The sequence below is a fragment of the Pseudoxanthomonas fibrivorans genome, from assembly GCF_041464125.1.
Lineage (GTDB): Bacteria > Pseudomonadota > Gammaproteobacteria > Xanthomonadales > Xanthomonadaceae > Pseudoxanthomonas.
In genome coordinates this window covers 40,699-60,900 of sequence record NZ_JBGNUG010000002.1, presented here as the reverse complement: position 1 = coordinate 60,900, position 20,202 = coordinate 40,699, and the positions used below count along the sequence as shown (strand labels likewise).

The window sequence follows — 20,202 nt, the reverse complement described above, 5'->3', positions numbered from 1 at the left end:
GCGGCGACGGGAGGCAAGTATGGCGGCGGACGCGGGACCCGTGGCGGGCCGCGCCGCCGCGGCCGGTCCGCGCAGGCCGGGCTCAGTCCGGCGCGAAGAATTCGTTGCCGTGCATGTCGACCATTTCCAGCGCACGACCGCCACCGCGGGCGACGCAGGTCAGCGGGTCGTCGGCGACCTGCACGTGCAGCCCGGTCTCCTCGGAGATCAGCTTGTCCAGGTCGCGCAGCAGCGCGCCGCCGCCGGTCAGCACGATGCCGCGCTCGGCCACGTCGGCGCACAGTTCCGGCGGGGTCTGCTCCAGCGCCAGCTTCACCGCGGAAACAATGCCCGACAGCGGCTCGTGCAGCGCCTCGAGCACCTCGTTGGAGTTGATCTTGATCATCTTCGGCACGCCCTCGGCGAGGTTGCGGCCGGAGATCTCCAGTTCGTGGACCACGGTCTGCGGGTAGGCGCAGCCCAGCTCGACCTTGATCCGCTCGGCGGTCGCTTCGCCGATCAGCATGCCGTGGTTGCGGCGCACGTAGTTGGTGATCGATTCGTCGAAGCGGTCGCCGCCGATGCGGACCGAGGCCGAATAGACGATGCCGTTCAGCGAGATGACCGCGACCTCGGTGGTGCCGCCGCCGATGTCGATGACCATCGAGCCGCGCGCCTCGGACACCGGCATGCCGGCGCCGATCGCCGCGGCCATCGGCTCCTCGATCAGGTACACGTCGCGCGCGCCGGCCTCCTCGGCCGACTCCTTGATCGCGCGGCGCTCGACCTGGGTCGAACCGGCCGGCACGCAGACCAGCACGCGCGGGCTCGGGCGCAGGACGCGCGACTTGTGCACCTTCTTGATGAAGTGCTTGAGCATCGCCTCGGTGTAGGTGAAGTCGGCGATGACGCCGTCCTTCATCGGGCGGATGGTGGTGATGTTGCCGGGGGTGCGGCCCAGCATCTGCTTGGCCTCGGCGCCGACGGCGGCGACCGAGCGGGTGCCTCCGATCGCGCGGTCCTGGCGCACCGCCACCACCGAGGGCTCGTTCAGCACGATGCCCTGGCCGCGGACGTAGATCAGGGTGTTGGCCGTGCCCAGGTCGATGGACAGGTCGTTGGAGAACATGCCGCGGAGCTTCTTGAACATCGGGAGGGGCGGTCCTGGGTCTGGCGGGGGGCGGGGGGCCCGGCGACCGGCGCCCGGGGGATGGCGGCGGTGGCGAAATTTTGGGCAGGCGACCGCGCGAATCGCGGCCGGCTAGCCTAGCAACGGGACCGGGTGCGGGCAAGGCGATTCCGCGGCAAAAACCGGCCTTTCGCGGCGCCCGGGGGCCCTCCGGGCAGGACCGGCGCCCGCCGCCGGGCTGGCCGCGCAGGAACGCAGCCGGTAACCTCTGCACCGCGGCGCCGTGGTGCCGGGATGCGCCGCGTCCCGTCCGCGCGCCGTCAGCGCCCCCTCGCCCGCCCGCCGCGCCTCCCGAGCAGCCCGACGATGTCCACCCTGATCTGTGGTTCCCTCGCCTACGACACCATCATGGTGTTCCCGGACCAGTTCAAGAACCACATCCTGCCGGACAAGGTCCACATCCTGAACGTGTCGTTCCTGGTGCCGCGGATGCGCCGCGAGTTCGGCGGCTGCGCCGGCAACATCGCCTACAACCTGCACCTGCTCGGCGGCACCCCAGTGCCGATGGGCACCGTCGGCTCGGATTTCGGCCCCTACCGGGAGCATTTCCAGGCGCTGGGCATCGACCTGTCGCGGGTCAAGGTGATCGAGGAGCTGTTCACCCCGCAGGCGTTCATCACCACCGACCACGACAACAACCAGATCACCGCCTTCCACCCGGGCGCGATGATGCGCTCCTACGAGAACCACGCGCGCGACGTGCCCGGGGTCACCCTGGGCCTGGTGGGCCCGGACGGCCGCGAGGGCATGCTCCAGAACGCGGTCGAATTCCAGGAAATGGGCGTGCCGTTCATCTTCGACCCGGGCCAGGCCATGCCGCTGTTCAACGGCCAGGAGCTGCGGCGGTTCATCGAGCAGGCCGACTACGTGGTCGTGAACGACTACGAGTCCAACCTGCTGCAGGAACGCACCGGCTGGAACGACCGCGAGATCGTCTCCCGGGTCAAGGCCTACATCACCACCCAGGGCCCGCGCGGCGCGCTGGTGCATACCCCCGAACAGACCTACGACGTGCCGCCGGCGCACGAGCGCCGCGTGGTCGACCCGACCGGCTGCGGCGACGCGTTCCGCGCCGGCCTGATCTTCGGCATCGACAAGGGCTACGACTGGCTGACCATCGGCCGCATGGGCAACCTGATGGGCGCGCTCAAGGTCGAGCATCCGGGCACCCAGAACCAGCGCTTCGACTTCGCCGAGTTCAACGACCAGTTCAAGCAGCAGTTCGGCTACTCGCTGTCCTGAGCGGGCCGGCCGCCCGCCTCACCGCCGTAGCCTGCCGCCTGCCGCTCCAGCCATGCCGGCAGGTCGCGCCGCCTGACCCGCTCGCGCCTGGCGCGTCCCAGCCGCGCCAGCATCCACGCCCGCTTGCGCGGGTCTCCGCCGGCGAAGGACAGCGCCAGGTCGCGGTCCATCCAGCGCCGGAACAGGACGAACAGCGCGACATGCAGGGCGATGGCCAGCGCACTGGCCACGCCGACGACGAGGTAGTCGAGGTTCATCGCGGCCGGCGCACGCCCGGGCGGCTCAGTCCCAGCCCGGCATCTGCCCGCCGTCCAGGCCGCCGACCTCGAACAGCGCGGTGCGGGTGCCACCGGCCTTCACCGGGAACTCGACCTCGAGCACCTGCGCCTTGCGCATCTGCTTCCACAGGCCGCGGTAGTCCTCGATGAACATGGCGATGGCCTCGTCGGTCTTCGGCCGCCACGCGGACATCGGCCTGGCGGGCGCGTCGTCGAAGGCGACCTTGACCTTGCAGCCGCCGTAGCAGTCGAAATCCCCGCCTTCCAGCACCAGGTAGGCGCTGCGCTTCCATTCCGGATGGTCGCGGATCACCAGCTGCACGGTCGCCGGCGCCGCGCCGCCGGTGTCGACCGGCGCCTTGCTGAAGATCGCCGCCGAACGCTGCTCGCCCTTGCCCGCGGCCACGCGCGCGTAGTTCCACAGCGCGGCCAGCCGGCGCTGCTCGCGCGCGGCCTCGGCCCTGGCGGTGACGTCGGCGAGCGACGCCTCGATCGCGGTCGCCGCGGGCGTGCCCGGATACTGGGCCAGCAACGCGGCGCCGTGCACGCGCGCCAGCTCCCAGTTGTTGGCGGCCACGGCCGCGTCGTATTCGCCCTGCAGCCTGGCGGCAGCCTGTTCCTTCGCCTGCGCCTCGGCGGCGGCCTGTGCCTGGCGCTGCGCTTCGCGGTCGGTGCAGGCGGTGCCGAGCAGCATGGCGGCGCACATCAGCGCCGGGAGGGCCAGGCGGGAACGGGTGCGGTGCATCGACGCGCTCCTTACGGATGCGGAAAGGAAGCGCGCCGGTCGAGCCGGCGCGCCTGGATGGGTCATTGCGGAGCCGCCTGCCCGGCGGGCGCATCGGCCGCGGGCGCCGGAGCGGTCGGAGCGGCCGCTCCGGCGGCCTTGTCGGCCCGCTGCAGCAGCGCCTCGACCGAAGCGGTGGTGATCGGGTGGTAGCCCGGACGCGCGCGGGCGAACGCCTCATGCGCGAAGGCCAGGCCGTCCGGCGTTTTCACCAGCTCCTCGTAGATCGGCATGATCAGCTTGCGGCGGCCGACGCGCTCGATGAACTCGCCGGCGGCCGGGCGCGCTTCCAGGTAGCCGCTGCGCAGCGCCAGCGGATACCAGCGCATCGCGATCTCGCCGTTGGCCGTGCCGGTGAACTTGTAGGCGGCGTCGAGCTGGGCCAGCTGCTCGGGCTTGAGCGTGTCGCCCATCCCTTCCAGGAAGTGCACCCAGGCCTGGGTGCCCCACTCGCTGGTGATCTGCGCGTTGGGCAGCAGCGCGCTGCCGCGCCAGGCAATGCGCGCGGTGTCCACGTTCGAGAACGTGCGCGACTGCGCCGGCGGCGCGAAGGCGGGGATGCCCGGCTGGTTGAGCCACGCATCCAGCTCCTCCGGACGCACCGCGTTCGGATTCTTCGGCAGCAGGTGCTTCTTCAGGTAGGCGACGAACTGGTCGCTGTCCGCGCTCTGGAAGGCGTGGTCGTCGAACCAGCCGCGCAGGAACGGATCGAACACCTCGCGGCCGAAGCGCTGCTCCAGGAACTGCAGGAACCACGAGCCCTTGACGTAGGCGACCTCGCTCAGCGCCTCGTCCGGGTCGCGTTCGGTCAGCGCCGGCAGCATCAGCGCCTGGTCGGCCGGGCTCATGCCGGCCATGTCCTTCTTCACCCCGGCCTGGTCGATCTGGCGCTCCATCTCCGCCATCTCGGCGCCGTACAGCGCCTCGGTGATCCGGCCCTGCACGTAGGTGGTGAAGCCCTCGTTGAGCCAGATGTCCTTCCAGCTGGCGTTGGTCACCAGGTTGCCCGACCAGCTGTGCGCCAGCTCGTGGGCGATCAGCGAGACCAGCGACTTGTCGCCCACGATCACCGTCGGGGTGATGAAGCTCAGCCGCGGGTTCTCCATGCCGCCGAACGGGAACGACGGCGGCAGCACCAGCATGTCGTAGCGCTCCCAGCGGTATGGGCCGTAGAGCTTCTCGGTGGTCGCGATCATCTGCTCGGTGTCGGCGAACTCCGCGGTCGCCCGGTCGACCATCGCCGGCTCGGCCCACACGCCGCTGCGCTCGGAGATCGGCTTGAACACCAGGTCGCCCGCGGCGATGGCCAGCAGGTACGAGGGGATCGGCTGCGGCATCTTGAAGCTGTAGTCGCCGTCGCGCACGGCGGCGGGATCGTTGTCGGCGCTCATCAGCACCATCACGTCCGGCCGGCTGCTGACGTGCGCGCTGTAGGTGAAGCGCACGCTCGGCGTGTCCTGCAGCGGCACCCAGCTGCGGGCGTGGATCGCCTGCGACTGGCTGAACATGAAGGGCAGCTGCTTGCCTTCGGTCATCGACGGCTCCAGCCACTGCAGGCCCGAGGCGGTCGGCGCGGTGCGGTAGGTGACGCGGACCTGCGCGTTGCGCTGCGGAGCCTCGATGGTCAGCTTGCTGCCGAACACCGGGTCGGCGTCGGCCAGGGCGAACTGCAGCGGCGCCCAGGCGCCGTCGGCCTGGCCCTCGACCTTCTGGATGGCCAGTTCGCGGGTGTCCAGCACCAGGCGGGTGGCCTTCGGGTCGGTCCAGTCCAGGGTATAGGTGGCAGTGCCGGCCAGCTGCTTCTGGTCGAAGTCCAGCGCCAGGTCCAGCGCCAGGTCGGTGATCCGGACCTTGTCCGGCTCGGCGTAGGAGCTTTCGTCGTGGCGGCGCGCCGACGCGGCGGCGGCCTTGGCGGGCTTGGCGGCGGGCTGGGAGTCGGCCGGGGCGGTGTCGCCGGAGCAGCCACCGGCGGCGGCGACCATGGCGAGGGAGAACAGCAGGGAAAGGCGCATGCGAGGGTGCCGCTCGGAACTGGGATGGGGCGCAGTTTAACCGCGCCCCGGTCCCTTCCGCGGCCTGGCGGGTCCGGCACGCCTCCCCCGCTGGCGACAGTTCAGCACCGCGGCGTGGCGCGCAAGCCCCGGCATGGCCGGGAAGCGGGCCGGCGCGCGCGCGGCCCGCGCCGGCTCAGACCCGGTAGCCGGTATGCACCGCCACGATCCCGCCGCTGAGGTTGACGTGGCTGCAGCGCGAAAGCCCCGCCTCCTCCATCATCGCCTGCAGCTGCGCCTGGGGCGGGTGCTTGCGGATGCTCTCGGCCAGGTACTGGTAGCTGCCGGGGTCGCCGGCGAACAGGCTGCCGAGCTTCGGCAGCACCTTGAACGAGTGGAAGTCGTAGAGCGGCCTGAACCACTCGGCCTGGACTTCGGAGAACTCCAGCACCCGCGCCTGGCCGCCCACGCGCAGCACGCGCGCGATCTCGCGCAACGCCGCGTCCTTGTCGGTGACGTTGCGCAGGCCGAAGGCCATGGTCACCAGGTCGAAACTGGCATCCGGGAACGGCAGCTTCTCGGCGTTGCACTGCACGTAGTCCAGACCGGAGACGAGGCCGCGGTCGGTCATCCGGTCGCGGCCGACCGAGAGCATGCCGGCGTTGATGTCGCCGAGCACGATCGTCCCCGCAGGCCCCACCCGCGGCTTCAGCAGCGCGGCGATGTCGCCGGTGCCGCCGGCCAGGTCGAGCACGCGGTCGCCCGGCTTCACCTGGCAGGTCGCGACGAAATAGCGCTTCCAGACCCGGTGGATGCCGAGGCTCATCAGGTCGTTCATCAGGTCGTACTTGCCGGCGACCGAGGTGAACACCTCGCCGACCAGCTTCTGCTTGTCGCCCGCGGGGACGTCGCGGAAGCCGAAATGGGTGGTGCCGGTGTCGTAGGGGGACGGCTTGTCGTGTGCGCTGCTCATGCGCCGATTATGGCACCGCCGGCCGCGCCCGGCCTGAAGGTGCATCGCCGGCCTGGCGCAGGCAGACTGGAGCGCCATCGCGCAGGACCCGCCATGACCGCTCCCGACTACCGCGCCATGCTCGCCGTCGCCGTGGAGGAAGCCCGCCAGGGGCTGGCCGAGGGCGGCATCCCGATCGGCGCGGCACTGTTCGCACGCGACGGCACCCTGCTCGGCCGCGGCCACAACCGCCGCGTGCAGGAGGGCGACCCGTCCGTGCACGGCGAGACCGACGCGTTCCGCAAGGCCGGCCGGCAACGCTCCTACCGCGACACGATCATGGTCACCACGCTGTCCCCGTGCTGGTACTGCAGCGGCCTGGTGCGCCAGTTCGGCATCGGCACGGTGGTGATGGGCGAGTCGGCCAACTTCTGCGGTGGCCACGAATGGCTGCGCGAGCACGGGGTCGAGGTGGTCGACCTCGCCGACCCGGAATGCATGTCGATGCTCGGCGACTGGATCGCCGCCAACCCGGGCGTCTGGAACGAGGACATCGGCGTGGACTGAGCCGCCACGGTCGCCGCGCCCCGGCCGGGGCGCGGGCTTCGCCCAGATCAGAGGATGTAGCGGCTCAGGTCCGGATCCTGGACCAGCTCGCCCAGGTGCGCGTCGACGTAGGCGCGGTCGACGGTGACGGCCTGGCCGTCGCGGTCGGGCGCCTCGTAGCTGAGGGCATCGAGCAGGCGCTCGAGCACGGTATGCAGGCGGCGGGCGCCGATGTTCTCCTGGCGCTCGTTCACCTGCGCGGCGATCTCGGCGAGCCGGTCGACCGCATCCGGGGTGAACTCCAGCTTCACCCCTTCGGTCGCCATCAGCTCCACGTACTGGCGGGTCAGCGCGGCCCTGGGCTCGGTCAGGATGCGGACGAAGTCGTCCTTGCTCAGCGCCGACAGCTCCACCCGGATCGGGAAGCGGCCCTGCAGCTCGGGGATCAGGTCGCTCGGCTTGGCCAGGTGGAACGCGCCGGAGGCGATGAACAGGATGTGGTCGGTCTTCACCGTGCCGTACTTGGTGGAGACATTGGAGCCCTCCACCAGCGGCAGCAGGTCGCGCTGGACGCCCTCGCGGCTGACGTCGCCGCCGCCGGCCGTGTCGCCGCGCTTGGCGACCTTGTCGATCTCGTCGATGAAGACGATGCCGTGCTGCTCGCAGGCCTCGATCGCCTGGGCGCGCACGTCGTCCTCGTTCACCAGCCGGCCCGCTTCCTCCTCCACCAGCAGCGGGCGCGCGGCCTTGATCGCCACGCTGCGCCTGTGGGTCTTGCCGCCGCCGAGGTTGGCGAACATCTGCCGCAGCTGCTGGCCCATCTCCTCCATGCCCGGCGGGGTCATGATGTCCACGCCCGCGCTGGCGGCGAGCTCGAGCTCGATCTCGCGCTCGTCCAGCTCGCCGGCGCGGAGCATCTTCCTGAACTTGGCGCGGGTCGCATCCTCGGGGCCGGACACCTGCACCTCGGCCCGCGCTTCCGGGTCGAAGCCCATGGCCGGCGCGCGGCGCGGCAGCAGCGCATCGAGGATCCGCTCCTCGGCGCGTTCCTCGGCCTGCAGGCGCACCTTCGCCTTGGCCTGCTCTCGGTACATCTTCACCGCGGTATCGGCCAGGTCGCGCACGATCTGCTCGACGTCCTTGCCGACGTAGCCGACCTCGGTGAACCGGGTCGCCTCGACCTTGACGAAGGGGGCATTCGCCAGCGTCGCCAGCCGCCGCGCGATCTCGGTCTTGCCCACGCCGGTCGGGCCGATCATCAGGATGTTCTTCGGCATCACCTCGTTGCGCAGCTCCGGCTGCAGCTGCATGCGCCGCCAGCGGTTGCGCAATGCGATGGCGACCGCGCGCTTGGCCTGCTGCTGGCCGACGATGTGCCGGTCCAGCTCCTGCACGATCTCGCGCGGGGTCATGGTGGAGGAGGTGGAATCGATCTGCGGCATGGGGTGCTCACTGGGGAAGGCCCCTGGGCCAGGGGCGGCCGCGAAGCGGCGGTGTGTGGGAGTCGCGGCCCCGGACCGCCATCGGTGCGGGAATCGCTGGCGCGGCGGCGCGCATGCGCCGGCGCCTCGTCAGAGTTGTTCGATGACGACGTTGCGGTTGGTGTAGATGCAGATGTCGCCGGCGATGTTCAGCGCTTCCACGGCGATCGACCGTGCGTCCATCGGCGTGTGCGCCAGCAGGGCGCGCGCCGCCGACAGGGCGTAGGAGCCGCCGGAGCCGATCGCGATGATCCCGTCTTCCGGTTCGATCACGTCGCCGGTGCCGCTGATGATCAGCGAGGTTTCCCTGTCGGCCACCGCCAGCAGCGCCTCGAGCTTCCCGTAGCGGCGCTCGGTGCGCCAGTCCTTGGCCAGCTCCACGGCGGCGCGTTGCAGCTGTCCGTGCTTCTCGAGCTTGGCCTCGAACAGCTCGAACAGGGTGAACGCGTCGGCGGCGGCGCCGGCGAACCCGGCCAGCACCTGGCCGTCGCGGCCCAGGCGGCGCACCTTGCGCGCGTTGCCCTTCATCACCGTGTGGCCCAGGGTGACCTGGCCATCGCCGGCCACGGCGACCTTGCCGTCGCGGCGCACGGAAATGATGGTGGTGGCGTGGAACACGTTCGGGTTCTGGCTGGGGTCCATGCGGCCTCCGGAAGCTTGTCCGCACGACATGGGGACAGGCCCGGCACCGATCAAGCCTCCTGCCCGCGGGCGGTGTTCAGGCGCGCTCGGCCAGGCAGGAATAGCAGCCGCGCCGGGCGTTGTGCAGGTGGACGTAGGCGACCTCGCTGCGCCCGAAGGCGTCTTCCAGCCAGGCGCCGACCGCGCCGCCCTCGCGCACCTCGGCATCGACCATCAGGTGCGCGGCATCGTAGGCACGCAGTGAGATCAGCCGGTCGGCCACGTACGGCGGCACGTCGCCCGGCGCCAGCACGCGGCGGCGCGCATCGCGGCGGACGAAGACCGGCCCGCACGCGCGGTACGGCGACAGCGCCGGCTGGTGCCCGTACGGCAGCAGCAGCAGTTCGTCGCCACGGCGTGCGTCCTCCAGGCCGACGCGGCAGGGAAAGCCGCGGTCGGCATCGGCGAAGCGGCGGGCGATTCCGCGCACGGCCAGCTGCGCGTCATCGAGCAGGAACAGCGGTGCGAACGGCGCCGGATCCAGGCCGGCGAGGCGGAACGAAGGCATGCGGAAGCTCCTGCGGAATGGAGATCCGCAGGTTCGCCGCACCTTCGCACCGGCGCTCGCCACATCCGGACATGGCAGCGCGGCGCGGGGGCGACGGCGCACGCCTAGAGCGCGGCGTGTTTCGGTCGTCGCGGATCAGGCTCGATGCCCCACGCCAGGTACCAGTCCTCGCCCTGGGTTTCGGCCGGATGCATGACCCGGCCCGAACCGTTCCCGCAGGCCAGCGCGTCGTCCGCGCAGTAGCGGTCGCAGCCCCAGCAGATCCGCTCGGGATGTTTGGGATTCAGTGGAAACGGCCTCGCCACGACATACGCCTCTGCCAACTGGCTAGCAGGATGCTTCGCGCAGGCGGTGACCGCCCTGATCCAGCGCAAGTCGACGCCTATTCAGGCTGTGCGTACCGGCTTCGTTCAGCCGCCACCCTTGCGCTTCGCGCGTGGGTGCGCCGCGTCGTAGACCTTGGCCAGGTGCTGGAAATCCAGGTGCGTGTAGATCTGGGTGGTGGCGATGTCGGCATGGCCGAGCAGCTCCTGCACGCCGCGCAGGTCGCCGGAGGATTCGAGCACGTGGCTGGCGAAGCTGTGCCGCAGCATGTGCGGGTGCACGTGCTTGAACAGCCCCTGGCGCGCGGCCAGCTGGCGGATCCGGATCTGCACCGCGCGCTGGCTGATCGGGCCGTCGCCACGGCCCGGGAACACGAACGCATCGCTGCCGGCGCCGGTGGATGCGCGCCATTCCTCCAGCGCGCGGCGCGCATGCGAGCCGACCGGTACGCTGCGCTGCTTGCCGCCCTTGCCGAGCACCGTGACCAGGCCCGCGTCCAGGTGCAGGTCGCGCCAGCGCAGCGCGCACAGTTCGCTCAGGCGCAGGCCGGAGGAATAGAACAGTTCGAGCAGCGCGCGGTCGCGCAGGCCCAGCGGCGCGTCGGTCGGCACTTCGACCAGGCGCACCGCCTCGTCGACATCCAGCACCTGCGGCAGCCGTCGCGGCGCCTTCGGCGCACGCAGGCCGGCGGCGGGGCTGGCCGGGATCGCGCCGTTCCTGAGCAGCCAGGCGTAGTAGCTGCGGCAAGCGGACAACCGCCGCTGCAGGCTCTTCGGCGACAGTCCCCGGCGATGCTCGGCCGCCACGAACTCGCGCAGGCGGGCGGCGTCCAGCCGTGCCGGCTCGTCGGCGCCATTCGCCTGGGCCCATCCCGCCAGTGCGTCCAGGTCGCGCCGGTACGCGTCCAAGGTGTGCGCGGACACGGCCCGCTCCACCCTCAGGTGCTCGAGGAAGGCGTCGATGCCGGTCATCGGCGGCGGGCGGGGACGTGCATGGAGCGGATGATGCGCGCAAAACGCGCGCGCCGCGAACGGGCCCGGGTCAGTCGGCGAAACGCTGCAGCGCCACCACCAGCGACTCGCCCATCATCCGCAGGAACAGCGTGCCCATGCCCGGGTAGAAGCGGTTGCCGTCGTGGCTGCCGACGGCAACCAGGCCCACGCCAGTCAGCGGGAGCAGCGCGCTGGACTGGACCTCCTCCTGGCGGAGCCCGTACAGCACCGCATTCTTCTCCGCCTGCAGGCGCCCGCACAGCGGCTCGCCATCGCGCAGCGCGTCGCGGAAGGGCGCCAGCTCCGGCTCGCCCTCGCCGCGCACCTGCAGCCATTCGGCGTCTTCCATGCCGGCCACCGGGCGGAACGAGACGATCCGCACCAGGTCGCCGCTGAAGTCCTCCGCCAGCGAGGCGGCCATCGCCCGCAGGGTATCGGCGTAGTTGTCCTCGCGCATCAGCGACAGGGTCAGCTGGTGGGTGCGCACCGCCAGCCGCTCGTTGACCTGGGCGTTGGCCGACAGCTCTGCCAGGCGCCGCGACAGCTCGCGGTTCTTGTCGCGCAGCACTTCCAGCTGGTAGCTGGCCAGCGAGGCGGTGCGGCCGTCGTCGCGCGGCACCACCAGGCTCAGGGCCAGGTCGGGGAACTGCTTGAGGAAACCCGGATGCCGGCGCAGCCACGCCGCGACCTCGTGCGCACCCAGCTTGTCCTGCCCGTGCTTGTCCTGGAGCTGGTCGCTCATGCCTGCCATTCCCCTTCGAATACGAATGCCGCCGGTCCGGCCATGATGACTTCCGCGCCGTCGTCCGGCCAGCGGATGCGCAGGTCGCCGCCGGGCAGCGACACGGTCGCCTCGCGCGCGATCCGGCCGCGACGCACCAGCGCCGCCACCGCCGCGCAGGCGCCGCTGCCGCAGGCCAGGGTCTCGCCGACGCCGCGCTCGTACACGCGCAGGCGTACGTGGTCCGGCGCCAGCACCTGGGCAAACCCGACGTTCACCGACTGCGGGAACGCCGGCGAGCGCTGCACCGCCGCGCCGAGCCGGGCCACGTCGGCGGATCCCACGTCGGCCACCTCGACCACCGCGTGCGGGTTGCCCATCGACACCGCGCCGAAGGCGACGCGTGCGCCCTCCAGGTCGAGCACGTACTCCGGCTGCGCGGCGTGGAAGCCGGCCAGCGGGACGTCGGCCGGGTCGAAGCGCGGCACGCCCATCGCGATCGCGAAGCGGCCGTCGCCGAGGTCGTCCACCTCGTGCGTGCCCACCGGGCTGTCGACCACGAAGCGCGCGCCCGAAGCGACGCCGTCGCGCACCAGCCAGGCAGCCACGCAGCGCGCGCCGTTGCCGCACTGGCCCGAGGGGCTGCCGTCGGCGTTCCAGATGCCGTACGCGGCGACCGCGCGGGCGCTGCGCGGCGGCTCGATGGTCAGGATCTGGTCGCAGCCGATCCCGCGGTGGCGATCGGCCAGCCGCGCCGCGAGCGCGGCATCGGGGGGCGGCGTGCCGTCGCGCAGGTCGACGACGACGAAATCGTTCCCCGCCCCGTGCATCTTGCTGAAACGCAGGCGCTCAGCCATCCGTGGCGTCCGCCGGCGCGGTGGCGGGCTCGGGCGGCGTTCCGGTGTCGGCCGGTTCGGCCGGCTCGGCGGGATCGGCCGGCGCGGCCGGGGCGGGCTCTTCCACCGGTACCGGCTTCTGCGGCATCACCAGCGGGCCCTTGTTGCCGCAGGCAGCCAGCAGCAGGACGGAAACGGAGGCGGCGAGCAGGGTCGTGGTCTTCATCGGGCGAGTATAGCGAGGCACCGGCGCATGGCCGTGCGCGCGGCCGTCACGGCGCCGGGCCGTCCCCGCGCGGCTCGGGCCGCAGCCACAGCCAGGTGCCGACCACCAGCATGCAGCCGATCGGCACCGCCACCATCCAGCCACGATGCGAGGGCACGGCCACCATCACCCCCAGCAGCACCGCCGCGCAGGCGAGCATGGTCCAGGTGGCCGCCCACTTGGCCCGGCGCGGCACCGCGCGGTCCTGGCGCCAGGCGCGGATCACCGGGCCGAATTGCGGGTGCGCGAGCAGGCGCTGCTCCAGCCGCGCCGAGCCGCGCGTGGCGGCCCAGGCGGCGATGATCACGAACACGGTCGTCGGCAGGCCCGGCACGAAGACGCCGACGATGCCCACGCCCAGGCTCAGGTAGGCCAGCAGCCACCATGCCCAGCGGAAGCGGTTGCGCTCGCGGTCACCCATCGGCGCCGATCATAGGCGCAGCCGCGCTCAGCGGGTATCGGCCACGCCCAGCTGGTCGAGGACGAAGGCGTAGTACTCGGCCTGCTCGCGGAAGCGCTGGAAGCGGCCGGACTTGCCGCCGTGCCCGGCCTCCATGTTGGTGCGGAACACCACCGGATGGGTGCCGGTGTTGACGTCGCGCAGCTTCGCCACCCACTTGGCCGGTTCCCAGTACTGCACCTGCGAATCCCACAGGCCGGTGCCGACGAACAGCGCGGGGTACTCCTGCGCCCTGACGTTGTCGTAGGGCGAGTAGGACAGCATGTAGTCGTAGAACGGCTTCTGCGCCGGGTTGCCCCACTCGTCGTACTCGTTGGTGGTCAGCGGAATGGATTCGTCGAGCATGGTCGTGACCACGTCCACGAACGGGACCTGGGCCACCATCACCCGGTAGTCGGCGGGCGCCTGGTTGGCCACCGCGCCCATCAGCAGGCCGCCGGCGCTGCCGCCCGAGGCGGCCACGCGCCCCGGCGCGGCGTAACCCTGCCTGACCAGCTCGCGGGTCACGTCGACAAAGTCGTTGAACGTGTTCTGCTTCTTCAGCAGCTTGCCGTCCTCGTACCACTGGCGGCCCATTTCCTGGCCACCGCGGATGTGCGCGATCGCATAGACCACGCCGCGGTCGAGCAGGCTGACCACCGGCCCGTTGAAGCCCGGGTCCATCGAGATGCCGTAGCTGCCATAGGCGTACTGGAACAGCGGTGCGGTGCCGTTCTTCTCGAAGCCCTTGCGGTAGACCAGCGAGACCGGGACCTTGGCCCCGTCGCGCGCCGTCACCCACACCCGCTCGGTCACGTACTTCGACGGATCGTAGCCGGGCACCGGCTGCTGCTTGAGCAGCCGCCGCTCGCCGGTGGCGACGTTGAGCTCGTAGGTGGTCGCCGGTGTGGCCAGCGAGGTGTAGCCGTAGCGCAGCCATGGCGTGGCGTGCTCGGCGTTGACCGACAGGCCCATCGAATAGGCCGGTTCGTCGGCGCCGACGTACTGTTCGCTGCCGTCGTTCTTGAGCAGGCGGATCCGCTCCAGCCCTCCGGACCGCTCGGCCACCGCGGTGAAGCCGTCGAACAGCTCGACGTCCTCGATGAACACCGACGGGTCGTGCGCCAGCCAGTCGCTCCACTGCGCGCGCGAGGTGGCGTTGCTGGGGGCGGTGACGAGCTTGAAATTGGTCGCCGCCTTGCCGTCCGCGCCGGGCGCGTTGGTCCGGATCACCCAGCGCCCGCCGAGGTGGTCGGCGTCGTATTCGACGTCGCGCTGGCGCTTGGCCAGCACGGTGAACTCGCGCGGATCGGAGGCCGGCGCGTAGCGCAGCTCCGAGGCCACCGTGCTGTCCACGCCGATGGTGATGAAGTGGTCGTCCCGGGTGCGGCCGATGCCCATGTAGAAGCTGTCGTCGTGCTCCTCGTAGACCAGCGCGTCCTGCGCGGCGGGCGTTCCGAGCACGTGCTTCTTCACCCGCACCGTGAGCAGCGTGTCCGGGTCGTTCTCGACGTAGAAAAGCGTGCGGTTGTCGTCGGCCCAGACGATGTTGGGCGAGACGCCGCCGATGGTTTCGGGATAGACCTCGCCGGTCCCGAGGTCGCGGAAGCGGACCGTGTACTGGCGGCGGCCGACGTCGTCGTCGGCCCAGGCCAGGATCCGGTTGTCCTGGCTGACCGCGTAGTCGCCGACGCTGAAATAGCCCTTGCCCGCGGCCATCGCGTTGACGTCCAGCAGCACCTGCTCGCCGGCGAAGTCGCCGCGCGCGTTGGCGGCCTGGATCGACAGCGCGTCCACGCCTGGCCCGTCCTGGCGGCGCGCGTGCACCGGATAGTCCTTGCCGACCTCGAAGCGCGAGTAGTACCACCAGCCCCGCTCGCGGTACGGCACCGAGCTGTCGTCCTGCTTGATGCGGCCGACGATCTCCCCGTAGAGCTTGTCCTGCAGCGGCTTGAGCGGCGCCATCACCGCGTCGGTGTACGCGTTCTCCGCCTCGAGGTAGGCCAGCATCGCCGGCGCCTTGCGGTCGTCGTCGCGCAGCCAGTAGTACTCGTCGTCGCGGCTGGCGCCGAACGGCGCGGTGACCGCATGCGGCGTGCGCGCGGCGTCGGGCGGAGTCGGGGCGGCGGGGGCGGTGGGCGGCAGGGTCATCAGCAGGGCGAGCAGCGGAAGGTGGAGTTTCATCGATGGGGTCCGGTCAGGCCGATTCCAAGAGATTCCAGGCCATGCAAGGAAAGCGCCCCCGGGGGACCGGGGGCGCGGTTTCGTCACTTGCCGATGGTGCCGTTGGCCGCGCCGGCCGGCGCGCCTTCGCCGCCGGACAGCCGCTCCCACAGGAAGCGGTAGGCCAGCGCCGACATGTGCGCGGCCTGGGCGTTGTTGGCCGCGCCGCCGTGCCCGCCCTCGATGTTCTCGTAGTAGGTCACGTCCTTGCCGGCCTCGATCATCCGCGCGGCCATCTTGCGGGCATGTCCGGGATGGACGCGGTCGTCGCGGGTGGAGGTGGTGAACAGCACCGGCGGGTACTTTTTCGCCGGATCGAACAGGTGGTACGGCGAGAAGCCCTGGATGAACGACCAGTCGTCGGTGTCCGGGTCGCCGTACTCGGCCATCCACGAGGCGCCGGCCAGCAGCTTGTTGTAGCGCTTCATGTCCAGCAGCGGCACCTGCACCACGATCGCGCCGAACAGGTCCGGGTACTGGGTGAGCATGTTGCCCATCAGCAGGCCGCCGTTGCTGCCACCCTGCGCGCCCAGGTGCGCCGGCGAGGTGATGCCGCGCTTGAACAGGTCCTGCGCCACCGCGGCGAAGTCCTCGTAGGCCTTGTGCCGGTTGGCCTTCAGCGCAGCCTGGTGCCAGCGCGGGCCGTACTCGCCGCCGCCGCGGATGTTGGCGACGACGTACACGCCGCCCTTGTCCAGCCACGAGCGGCCCAGGCCGCCGGAATAGCCGGGCACCATCGGGATCTCGAAGCCGCCGTAGCCGTACAGCAGGGTCGGGTTGCGGCCATCGGCCTTCAGTCCCTTCGGCCGCACCAGGAAGTACGGGACGCGGGTGCCGTCCTTCGAGGTCGCGAAATGCTGTTCGACGGTGTCCTTCGATGCGTCGAAGAACGCCGGCATCGCCTTCAGCGCCTGGGCCTCGGCCGCAGGCGCGGACGCGTCGGCGAGCAGCAGCGTGGTCGGGGTCAGGTAGCTGGTGGTGGTGACCCACAGCAGGTCGCTCTCGTCGGCGTCCACCGCGCTGACGCTGGTGGTGCCGATCGCCTCGCCGCCCAGCTGCAGCGGCTGCGCCTTCCAGCCGCCGGCGCCGTGGGTCAGCACGCTGATGCGGTTCTTGACGTCATCGAACACGTTGAGCACGACGTGGTTGCGGGTCAGCGTCGCGCCGGCCAGCGAGGTGCTCGCGTCCGGTTCGAACAGCACGTCGAACGCGCGCTCGCCGGCCATGAACCCGTCGAAGTCGGCGACGATGAACGAGCCGGCCTTGTAGGTCTTGCCGCCGACGGTCCATGGCTCGCGCAGTTCCAGCGCCAGCCACTGGCGCTGGACCGACTTCTGCGCCGAATTGGGCACGTCCACCTTGACCAGCGCGCCGTCCTTGGCGACCAGGTACAGCTCGTCGTTGTAGAACGCCAGGGTGCGGGTGACGAAGTCGCGCTCGTAGCCGGGCGTGTCGTCGTGGCCGGCGGCGATGTACATGTCGTCGGCCTTGCCCTCGTACACCACCTGCGCGGCGGCCAGCGGGGTGCCGCGCTTCCAGCGCTTGACCACGCGCGGGTAGCCGGACTCGGTCATCGAGCCGGCGCCGAAGTCGGTGTAGACGTAGACGGTGTCGCGGTCGATCCAGCCCAGGCCGCCCTTGGCCTCCGGACGGAAGAAGCCGTCCTCGACCCAGCGCCTGGTCGACAGGTCGAACTCGCGGGTGACGTCGGCGTCCGCGCCGCCGCGCGACAGCGCGACCAGGCAGTGGCGGTAGTCCGGGCGCAGGCACTCGGCGCCGTGCCAGACCCAGTTCTCGCCCTCGGCCCTGTTCAGGGCGTCGAGGTCGATGATGGTTTCCCAGGCCGGCGCGGGCTTGCGGAATTCCTCCAGCGTGGTCCGGCGCCAGATGCCGCGCTCGTGGTTCCGGTCCTTCCAGAAGTTGTAGTAGTAGCCGCCCATCTTCTGCACGAAGGGGATCTTGGCGTCGGAATCGAGCACTTCGCGGATCCCCGCCTCGGTGCTCTTGAACGCGGCGCTCGACGCCAGCGCGGCGTCGGTCCGGGCGTTCTGCGCGCGGACCCAGTCCAGCGGCTTGTCGCCGGTGACGTCCTCGAGCCACTGGTACGGGTCGTCGGCCACGGCGGGCTCCTGGGCGTGGGCCGCACCGGCGGCGATGAGGCCAGCGAACAGGCAGGCCTGGGCGAAACGGGACATCAAGCGGCTCCGGAATGCGGTCGGACAGACCGGGGACGCTAGCACAGGCCCCGCGCGCGGCTCCCCTGCCGATGGTCAGGCCCGCCGGGCCGGCCGGGGCCGCGGGATATCACGCCGCGCGCGGCAACACCGCGGCGGCCGGGGTCCTGCGCGCCCGCCGCCGCGCCTGCGCACCCCGCCGCGACCGACGGCCCAGGCCTGCCTTCAGGCGGGCCGGCAGCCGGAAGCGGTGCAGCGCCCACCAGGCCACCGCGGGCATCGCCACCAGCCACATCGGCCACCAGCCGAGCCACGCGCTGGACCCGCGCAGGGCCGGGACCAGGGCGACCGCGAGCAGGCCCAGCAGCAGCCAGCGCCGCAGCAGCGCCTCCAGCGCCGGATCGGGCCGGTGGCCGGGCAGGGACAGGGCGAGGGCGGCGCGGGTGGGCGACCAGGTCGGCATGGCGGCGGCTCCTTGGGTTGGGAGCCGCAGCCTGCGCGGGGCGCATCTCACGGGCTGCGATCAGCGGAACGCCGCCCCCCGTCGCGGCGGCGGTCGCCCGCCGGCGTCAGCGGTCGTACTGCGCCAGCGCGAGCGCCAGCAGCGATTTCGCCTGCTCGCGCAGCATCGCCGGCTCGACGATCTCCGCGTCGGCGCCGTAGTGCAGGACGTCCATCAGCAGCTCGCGCGGCACGCTGTAGGGCAGCTTGAGCTCGTAGCGGCCATCGGCCAGGAACCGGCCCTGCTGCTTCGAATGCCAGTGCTCGTCGGCGACCCAGCGCGCGACCTTCGGGCTGAACACGATCGTCGCCCAGCCCTTGGGCTCGCCGGAGAAGATGCCGTAGCTGGAGGCCAGGTGCTGGTCGAGCACGCCCTCCTCCACGTCCTGGGCCGCGTCGTCCAGCAGCCGGGCCTGGCTCACGCGGTCGACGGCGAAGCTGCGCAGCGCCTCGCGCTCATGGTCCCAGGCATCGAGATACCAGTTGTCGCGATAGTGGGTGATGCGCTGCGGCGACACCTTGCGGCGGGTGGTCTCGTCGGTGGAGCGGGCGCGGTATTCGAACGCGATCCGGCGCCTTTCCAGCACGGCCGAGGCGACGGTCCGGAAACTGGCTTCGTCCAGGCGCCGGCCGCGGTGCGGGATGACCCGCACGCGGTCCACCGGCCACTGGCTGGCGCCGGCCTGGGCCGCGAGCAGGCCCTCGATCCGCTGCTGCAGCGGCGCCAGCACGGTGGACAGCACCCCGCCGCCGGTGCGGCGCAACAGCTGCTGCGAGGCCAGCAGCGCGTGGAGTTCTTCCGAACTCAGCCACAGGCCGGGAAGCTCGAAGCGGTCGCTTTCGGTGGCGGCGTAGCGGAAGCCCGCCTCGCCGTCGCCCTCCACCGGCGCCATCAGCGCGTCGCGCAGGAACGCGAGGTCGCGGTACACCGTGGCGCGCGAGCAGCCGAGTTCCTCCTGCAGGCGCGGCACCGTGACCGGGTAGCGCGCCGCCTTGAGGATGCGGTGCAGCGCGTTGATGCGTTCGTAGCGGTCCATGCCCGGATTATGGCGCGGTTGCGGGGACGCGGCGACGGCCGCCTGCGACCCCGGCCATCCCCCGCCACCGTGGCGGGTGGCGGGTCGGCCGGGCCCGCGGCGGCAGGCCACGGCCGCCACCGGGCCGCGCGCGGGACGTCACCCCAGGAAACGCGCCGCGCCGCGCGCCAGCAGGTCGGCGGCGACCGAACCGCCCAGCGCCTGCGGCGCGGAGGCCGGTCCCTCGCCCGCGGCCGCCACCCCGCTGCCGTCGGCCGCCGAGCCCACCCACGCATCCAGCCGCAGCCGCTCGCCTTCGATTTGGGCGTACGCCGCGACCGGCACATGGCAGCTGCCATGCAGCGCGCGGTTGAGCGCGCGTTCGGCCTCGATCCGGGTCCGGGTGGGGCCATGCTCGAGCACCGCCATCCGCGCGGCGGTGCGCGCGTCGCCGGCCAGGGTTTCCACCGCCACCACCGCCTGCGCCGGCGCCGGCAGCCAGGCCGGCGGCGCCAGCCGTGCGCGGATGCGCGCGTCCAGTCCCAGGCGCTGCAGGCCGGCGCAGGCCAGGACGATCGCGTCGTACTCGCCGGCGTCGAGCCGGGCCAGGCGCGTGTTGACGTTGCCGCGCAGGTCGCGCAGCTGCAGGTCTGGTCGGCGGGCACGCAGCTGCGCCTGGCGGCGCAGCGACGACGTGCCGACCACCGCGCCGCGCGGCAGCGCGTCGATCCCATCGAAGGCATTGCTGACGAACGCATCGGCCGGGTCGGCGCGCTCCAGCACCGCGGCGAGCGCGAAGCCCGGCTCCAGCTCCATCGGCACGTCCTTCAGCGAATGCACCGCGCAGTCGGCCTCGCCGCGCTGCATGGCCAGTTCGAGCTCCTTCAGGAACAGCCCCTTGCCGCCGATCGCCGCGAGCGAGCGGTCCAGCTGCTCGTCGCCGCGGGTGCTCATCGGCACCAGCACGACCTCGAGGCCCGGGTGGGCGGCGCGCAGCCGCGCGGCGACGTGTTCGCTCTGCCACAGGGCGAGCGGGCTCTTGCGGGTGGCGATGCGCAGGGGAGTGTCCATCGGCGCATT

The 20,202-nt window shown here is 71.7% G+C and carries 21 protein-coding genes; 2 read left to right on the top strand and 19 right to left on the bottom strand.

Translation table 11 applies throughout. From position 1 onward, the window contains the following. Positions 1–82 precede the first annotated feature (82 nt). The gene (locus tag ACA089_RS13745) at positions 83–1,129 is read right to left on the bottom strand and encodes a rod shape-determining protein (RefSeq protein WP_372017897.1); all 1,047 of its coding nucleotides are present in this window, start codon (positions 1,127–1,129) and stop codon (positions 83–85) included. 345 nt (positions 1,130–1,474) lie between these two features. On the opposite strand from ACA089_RS13745, the gene ACA089_RS13740 reads away from it, so the two are divergent. Continuing rightward, positions 1,475–2,410: a carbohydrate kinase family protein gene (locus tag ACA089_RS13740; protein WP_372017895.1), complete on the top strand. Its 936-nt coding sequence runs from the start codon at positions 1,475–1,477 to the stop codon at positions 2,408–2,410. Here the strand turns inward: ACA089_RS13740 and ACA089_RS13735 are convergent. The 4 genes from ACA089_RS13735 to ubiE form a co-directional block, all read right to left on the bottom strand. After that, on the bottom strand, positions 2,395–2,667 hold the full coding sequence (locus ACA089_RS13735) for a hypothetical protein (protein ID WP_372017894.1): 273 nt from the start codon (positions 2,665–2,667) through the stop codon (positions 2,395–2,397). The genes ACA089_RS13740 and ACA089_RS13735 overlap by 16 nt on opposite strands. 25 nt (positions 2,668–2,692) lie before the next feature. Further along, positions 2,693–3,433 (bottom strand): hypothetical protein, encoded by a 741-nt coding sequence (locus ACA089_RS13730; protein WP_372017892.1) that lies wholly within the window; start codon positions 3,431–3,433, stop codon positions 2,693–2,695. Between the two features lie 62 nt (positions 3,434–3,495). Next, a complete protein-coding gene (locus ACA089_RS13725; protein WP_372017890.1) occupies positions 3,496–5,484 on the bottom strand; it encodes a M1 family metallopeptidase in 1,989 nt (662 codons plus the stop codon). A gap of 175 nt (positions 5,485–5,659) precedes the next feature. After that, positions 5,660–6,436, bottom strand: coding sequence for a bifunctional demethylmenaquinone methyltransferase/2-methoxy-6-polyprenyl-1,4-benzoquinol methylase UbiE (gene ubiE, locus ACA089_RS13720; protein WP_372017889.1), 777 nt, complete (start codon positions 6,434–6,436; stop codon positions 5,660–5,662). A 93-nt stretch (positions 6,437–6,529) separates the two neighbouring features. Here ubiE and ACA089_RS13715 point away from each other — a divergent pair, with 93 nt between their 5' ends. Further along, entirely contained in the window at positions 6,530–6,982 is a 453-nt protein-coding gene (locus tag ACA089_RS13715; RefSeq protein ID WP_372017887.1) for a nucleoside deaminase, read from the top strand. 47 nt (positions 6,983–7,029) lie between these two features. On the opposite strand, the gene hslU is transcribed toward ACA089_RS13715, so the two are convergent. The 14 genes from hslU to hemC form a co-directional block, all read right to left on the bottom strand. Continuing rightward, on the bottom strand, positions 7,030–8,403 hold the full coding sequence (gene hslU, locus ACA089_RS13710) for an ATP-dependent protease ATPase subunit HslU (protein WP_372017886.1): 1,374 nt from the start codon (positions 8,401–8,403) through the stop codon (positions 7,030–7,032). Between the two features lie 129 nt (positions 8,404–8,532). Then, positions 8,533–9,084, bottom strand: a complete 552-nt coding sequence (gene hslV, locus ACA089_RS13705; RefSeq protein WP_372017885.1) for an ATP-dependent protease subunit HslV — start codon at positions 9,082–9,084, stop codon at positions 8,533–8,535. Between the two features lie 76 nt (positions 9,085–9,160). Beyond that, positions 9,161–9,631 carry a DUF1203 domain-containing protein gene (locus tag ACA089_RS13700; protein ID WP_372017883.1) on the bottom strand — a complete coding sequence of 157 codons (471 nt, stop codon included), beginning with the start codon at positions 9,629–9,631 and terminating at the stop codon, positions 9,161–9,163. A gap of 104 nt (positions 9,632–9,735) precedes the next feature. Continuing rightward, on the bottom strand, positions 9,736–10,005 hold the full coding sequence (locus tag ACA089_RS13695) for a DUF3079 domain-containing protein (RefSeq protein ID WP_372017882.1): 270 nt from the start codon (positions 10,003–10,005) through the stop codon (positions 9,736–9,738). A 36-nt stretch (positions 10,006–10,041) separates the two neighbouring features. After that, positions 10,042–10,926: a tyrosine recombinase XerC gene (gene xerC / locus ACA089_RS13690; protein WP_372017880.1), complete on the bottom strand. Its 885-nt coding sequence runs from the start codon at positions 10,924–10,926 to the stop codon at positions 10,042–10,044. A 70-nt stretch (positions 10,927–10,996) separates the two neighbouring features. Then, positions 10,997–11,689 carry a DUF484 family protein gene (locus tag ACA089_RS13685; RefSeq protein ID WP_372017878.1) on the bottom strand — a complete coding sequence of 231 codons (693 nt, stop codon included), beginning with the start codon at positions 11,687–11,689 and terminating at the stop codon, positions 10,997–10,999. Beyond that, positions 11,686–12,525 (bottom strand): diaminopimelate epimerase, encoded by an 840-nt coding sequence (gene dapF / locus ACA089_RS13680; protein ID WP_372017876.1) that lies wholly within the window; start codon positions 12,523–12,525, stop codon positions 11,686–11,688. The genes ACA089_RS13685 and dapF overlap by 4 nt, the downstream gene beginning before the upstream one ends. Then, a complete protein-coding gene (gene lptM, locus ACA089_RS13675; protein ID WP_372017874.1) occupies positions 12,518–12,730 on the bottom strand; it encodes an LPS translocon maturation chaperone LptM in 213 nt (70 codons plus the stop codon). The genes dapF and lptM overlap by 8 nt, the downstream gene beginning before the upstream one ends. Positions 12,731–12,776: 46 nt before the next feature. Beyond that, positions 12,777–13,190 (bottom strand): YbaN family protein, encoded by a 414-nt coding sequence (locus tag ACA089_RS13670; RefSeq protein ID WP_372017872.1) that lies wholly within the window; start codon positions 13,188–13,190, stop codon positions 12,777–12,779. Positions 13,191–13,217: 27 nt separating this feature from the next. Then, positions 13,218–15,392 (bottom strand): S9 family peptidase, encoded by a 2,175-nt coding sequence (locus ACA089_RS13665; RefSeq protein ID WP_372017870.1) that lies wholly within the window; start codon positions 15,390–15,392, stop codon positions 13,218–13,220. 83 nt (positions 15,393–15,475) lie between these two features. Further along, positions 15,476–17,626: a prolyl oligopeptidase family serine peptidase gene (locus ACA089_RS13660; RefSeq protein ID WP_372017869.1), complete on the bottom strand. Its 2,151-nt coding sequence runs from the start codon at positions 17,624–17,626 to the stop codon at positions 15,476–15,478. Positions 17,627–17,735: 109 nt separating this feature from the next. Beyond that, positions 17,736–18,068 (bottom strand): hypothetical protein, encoded by a 333-nt coding sequence (locus tag ACA089_RS13655; protein WP_372017868.1) that lies wholly within the window; start codon positions 18,066–18,068, stop codon positions 17,736–17,738. 106 nt (positions 18,069–18,174) lie between these two features. After that, positions 18,175–19,143 (bottom strand): helix-turn-helix transcriptional regulator, encoded by a 969-nt coding sequence (locus tag ACA089_RS13650; RefSeq protein WP_372017866.1) that lies wholly within the window; start codon positions 19,141–19,143, stop codon positions 18,175–18,177. A gap of 138 nt (positions 19,144–19,281) precedes the next feature. Continuing rightward, positions 19,282–20,193: a hydroxymethylbilane synthase gene (gene hemC / locus ACA089_RS13645; protein WP_372017864.1), complete on the bottom strand. Its 912-nt coding sequence runs from the start codon at positions 20,191–20,193 to the stop codon at positions 19,282–19,284. Between the last annotated feature and the right edge of the window lie 9 nt (positions 20,194–20,202).

Excerpts from the sequence above, each read along its gene's own strand:
- ACA089_RS13730 (WP_372017892.1), bottom strand. The coding sequence starts at position 3,433 with ATGCACCGCACCCGTTCCCGCCTGGCCCTCCCGGCGCTGATGTGCGCC.
- hslV (WP_372017885.1), bottom strand. The coding sequence starts at position 9,084 with ATGGACCCCAGCCAGAACCCGAACGTGTTCCACGCCACCACCATCATT.
- ACA089_RS13740 (WP_372017895.1), top strand. The coding sequence starts at position 1,475 with ATGTCCACCCTGATCTGTGGTTCCCTCGCCTACGACACCATCATGGTG.
- xerC (WP_372017880.1), bottom strand. The coding sequence starts at position 10,926 with ATGACCGGCATCGACGCCTTCCTCGAGCACCTGAGGGTGGAGCGGGCC.
- ACA089_RS13735 (WP_372017894.1), bottom strand. The coding sequence starts at position 2,667 with ATGAACCTCGACTACCTCGTCGTCGGCGTGGCCAGTGCGCTGGCCATC.
- ACA089_RS13665 (WP_372017870.1), bottom strand. The coding sequence starts at position 15,392 with ATGAAACTCCACCTTCCGCTGCTCGCCCTGCTGATGACCCTGCCGCCC.
- ACA089_RS13670 (WP_372017872.1), bottom strand. The coding sequence starts at position 13,190 with ATGGGTGACCGCGAGCGCAACCGCTTCCGCTGGGCATGGTGGCTGCTG.
- ACA089_RS13660 (WP_372017869.1), bottom strand. The coding sequence starts at position 17,626 with ATGTCCCGTTTCGCCCAGGCCTGCCTGTTCGCTGGCCTCATCGCCGCC.
- ACA089_RS13715 (WP_372017887.1), top strand. The coding sequence starts at position 6,530 with ATGACCGCTCCCGACTACCGCGCCATGCTCGCCGTCGCCGTGGAGGAA.
- hemC (WP_372017864.1), bottom strand. The coding sequence starts at position 20,193 with ATGGACACTCCCCTGCGCATCGCCACCCGCAAGAGCCCGCTCGCCCTG.
- ACA089_RS13725 (WP_372017890.1), bottom strand. The coding sequence starts at position 5,484 with ATGCGCCTTTCCCTGCTGTTCTCCCTCGCCATGGTCGCCGCCGCCGGT.
- hslU (WP_372017886.1), bottom strand. The coding sequence starts at position 8,403 with ATGCCGCAGATCGATTCCACCTCCTCCACCATGACCCCGCGCGAGATC.
- lptM (WP_372017874.1), bottom strand. The coding sequence starts at position 12,730 with ATGAAGACCACGACCCTGCTCGCCGCCTCCGTTTCCGTCCTGCTGCTG.
- ubiE (WP_372017889.1), bottom strand. The coding sequence starts at position 6,436 with ATGAGCAGCGCACACGACAAGCCGTCCCCCTACGACACCGGCACCACC.
- ACA089_RS13650 (WP_372017866.1), bottom strand. The coding sequence starts at position 19,143 with ATGGACCGCTACGAACGCATCAACGCGCTGCACCGCATCCTCAAGGCG.
- ACA089_RS13700 (WP_372017883.1), bottom strand. The coding sequence starts at position 9,631 with ATGCCTTCGTTCCGCCTCGCCGGCCTGGATCCGGCGCCGTTCGCACCG.
- ACA089_RS13685 (WP_372017878.1), bottom strand. The coding sequence starts at position 11,689 with ATGAGCGACCAGCTCCAGGACAAGCACGGGCAGGACAAGCTGGGTGCG.
- ACA089_RS13655 (WP_372017868.1), bottom strand. The coding sequence starts at position 18,068 with ATGCCGACCTGGTCGCCCACCCGCGCCGCCCTCGCCCTGTCCCTGCCC.
- ACA089_RS13745 (WP_372017897.1), bottom strand. The coding sequence starts at position 1,129 with ATGTTCAAGAAGCTCCGCGGCATGTTCTCCAACGACCTGTCCATCGAC.
- dapF (WP_372017876.1), bottom strand. The coding sequence starts at position 12,525 with ATGGCTGAGCGCCTGCGTTTCAGCAAGATGCACGGGGCGGGGAACGAT.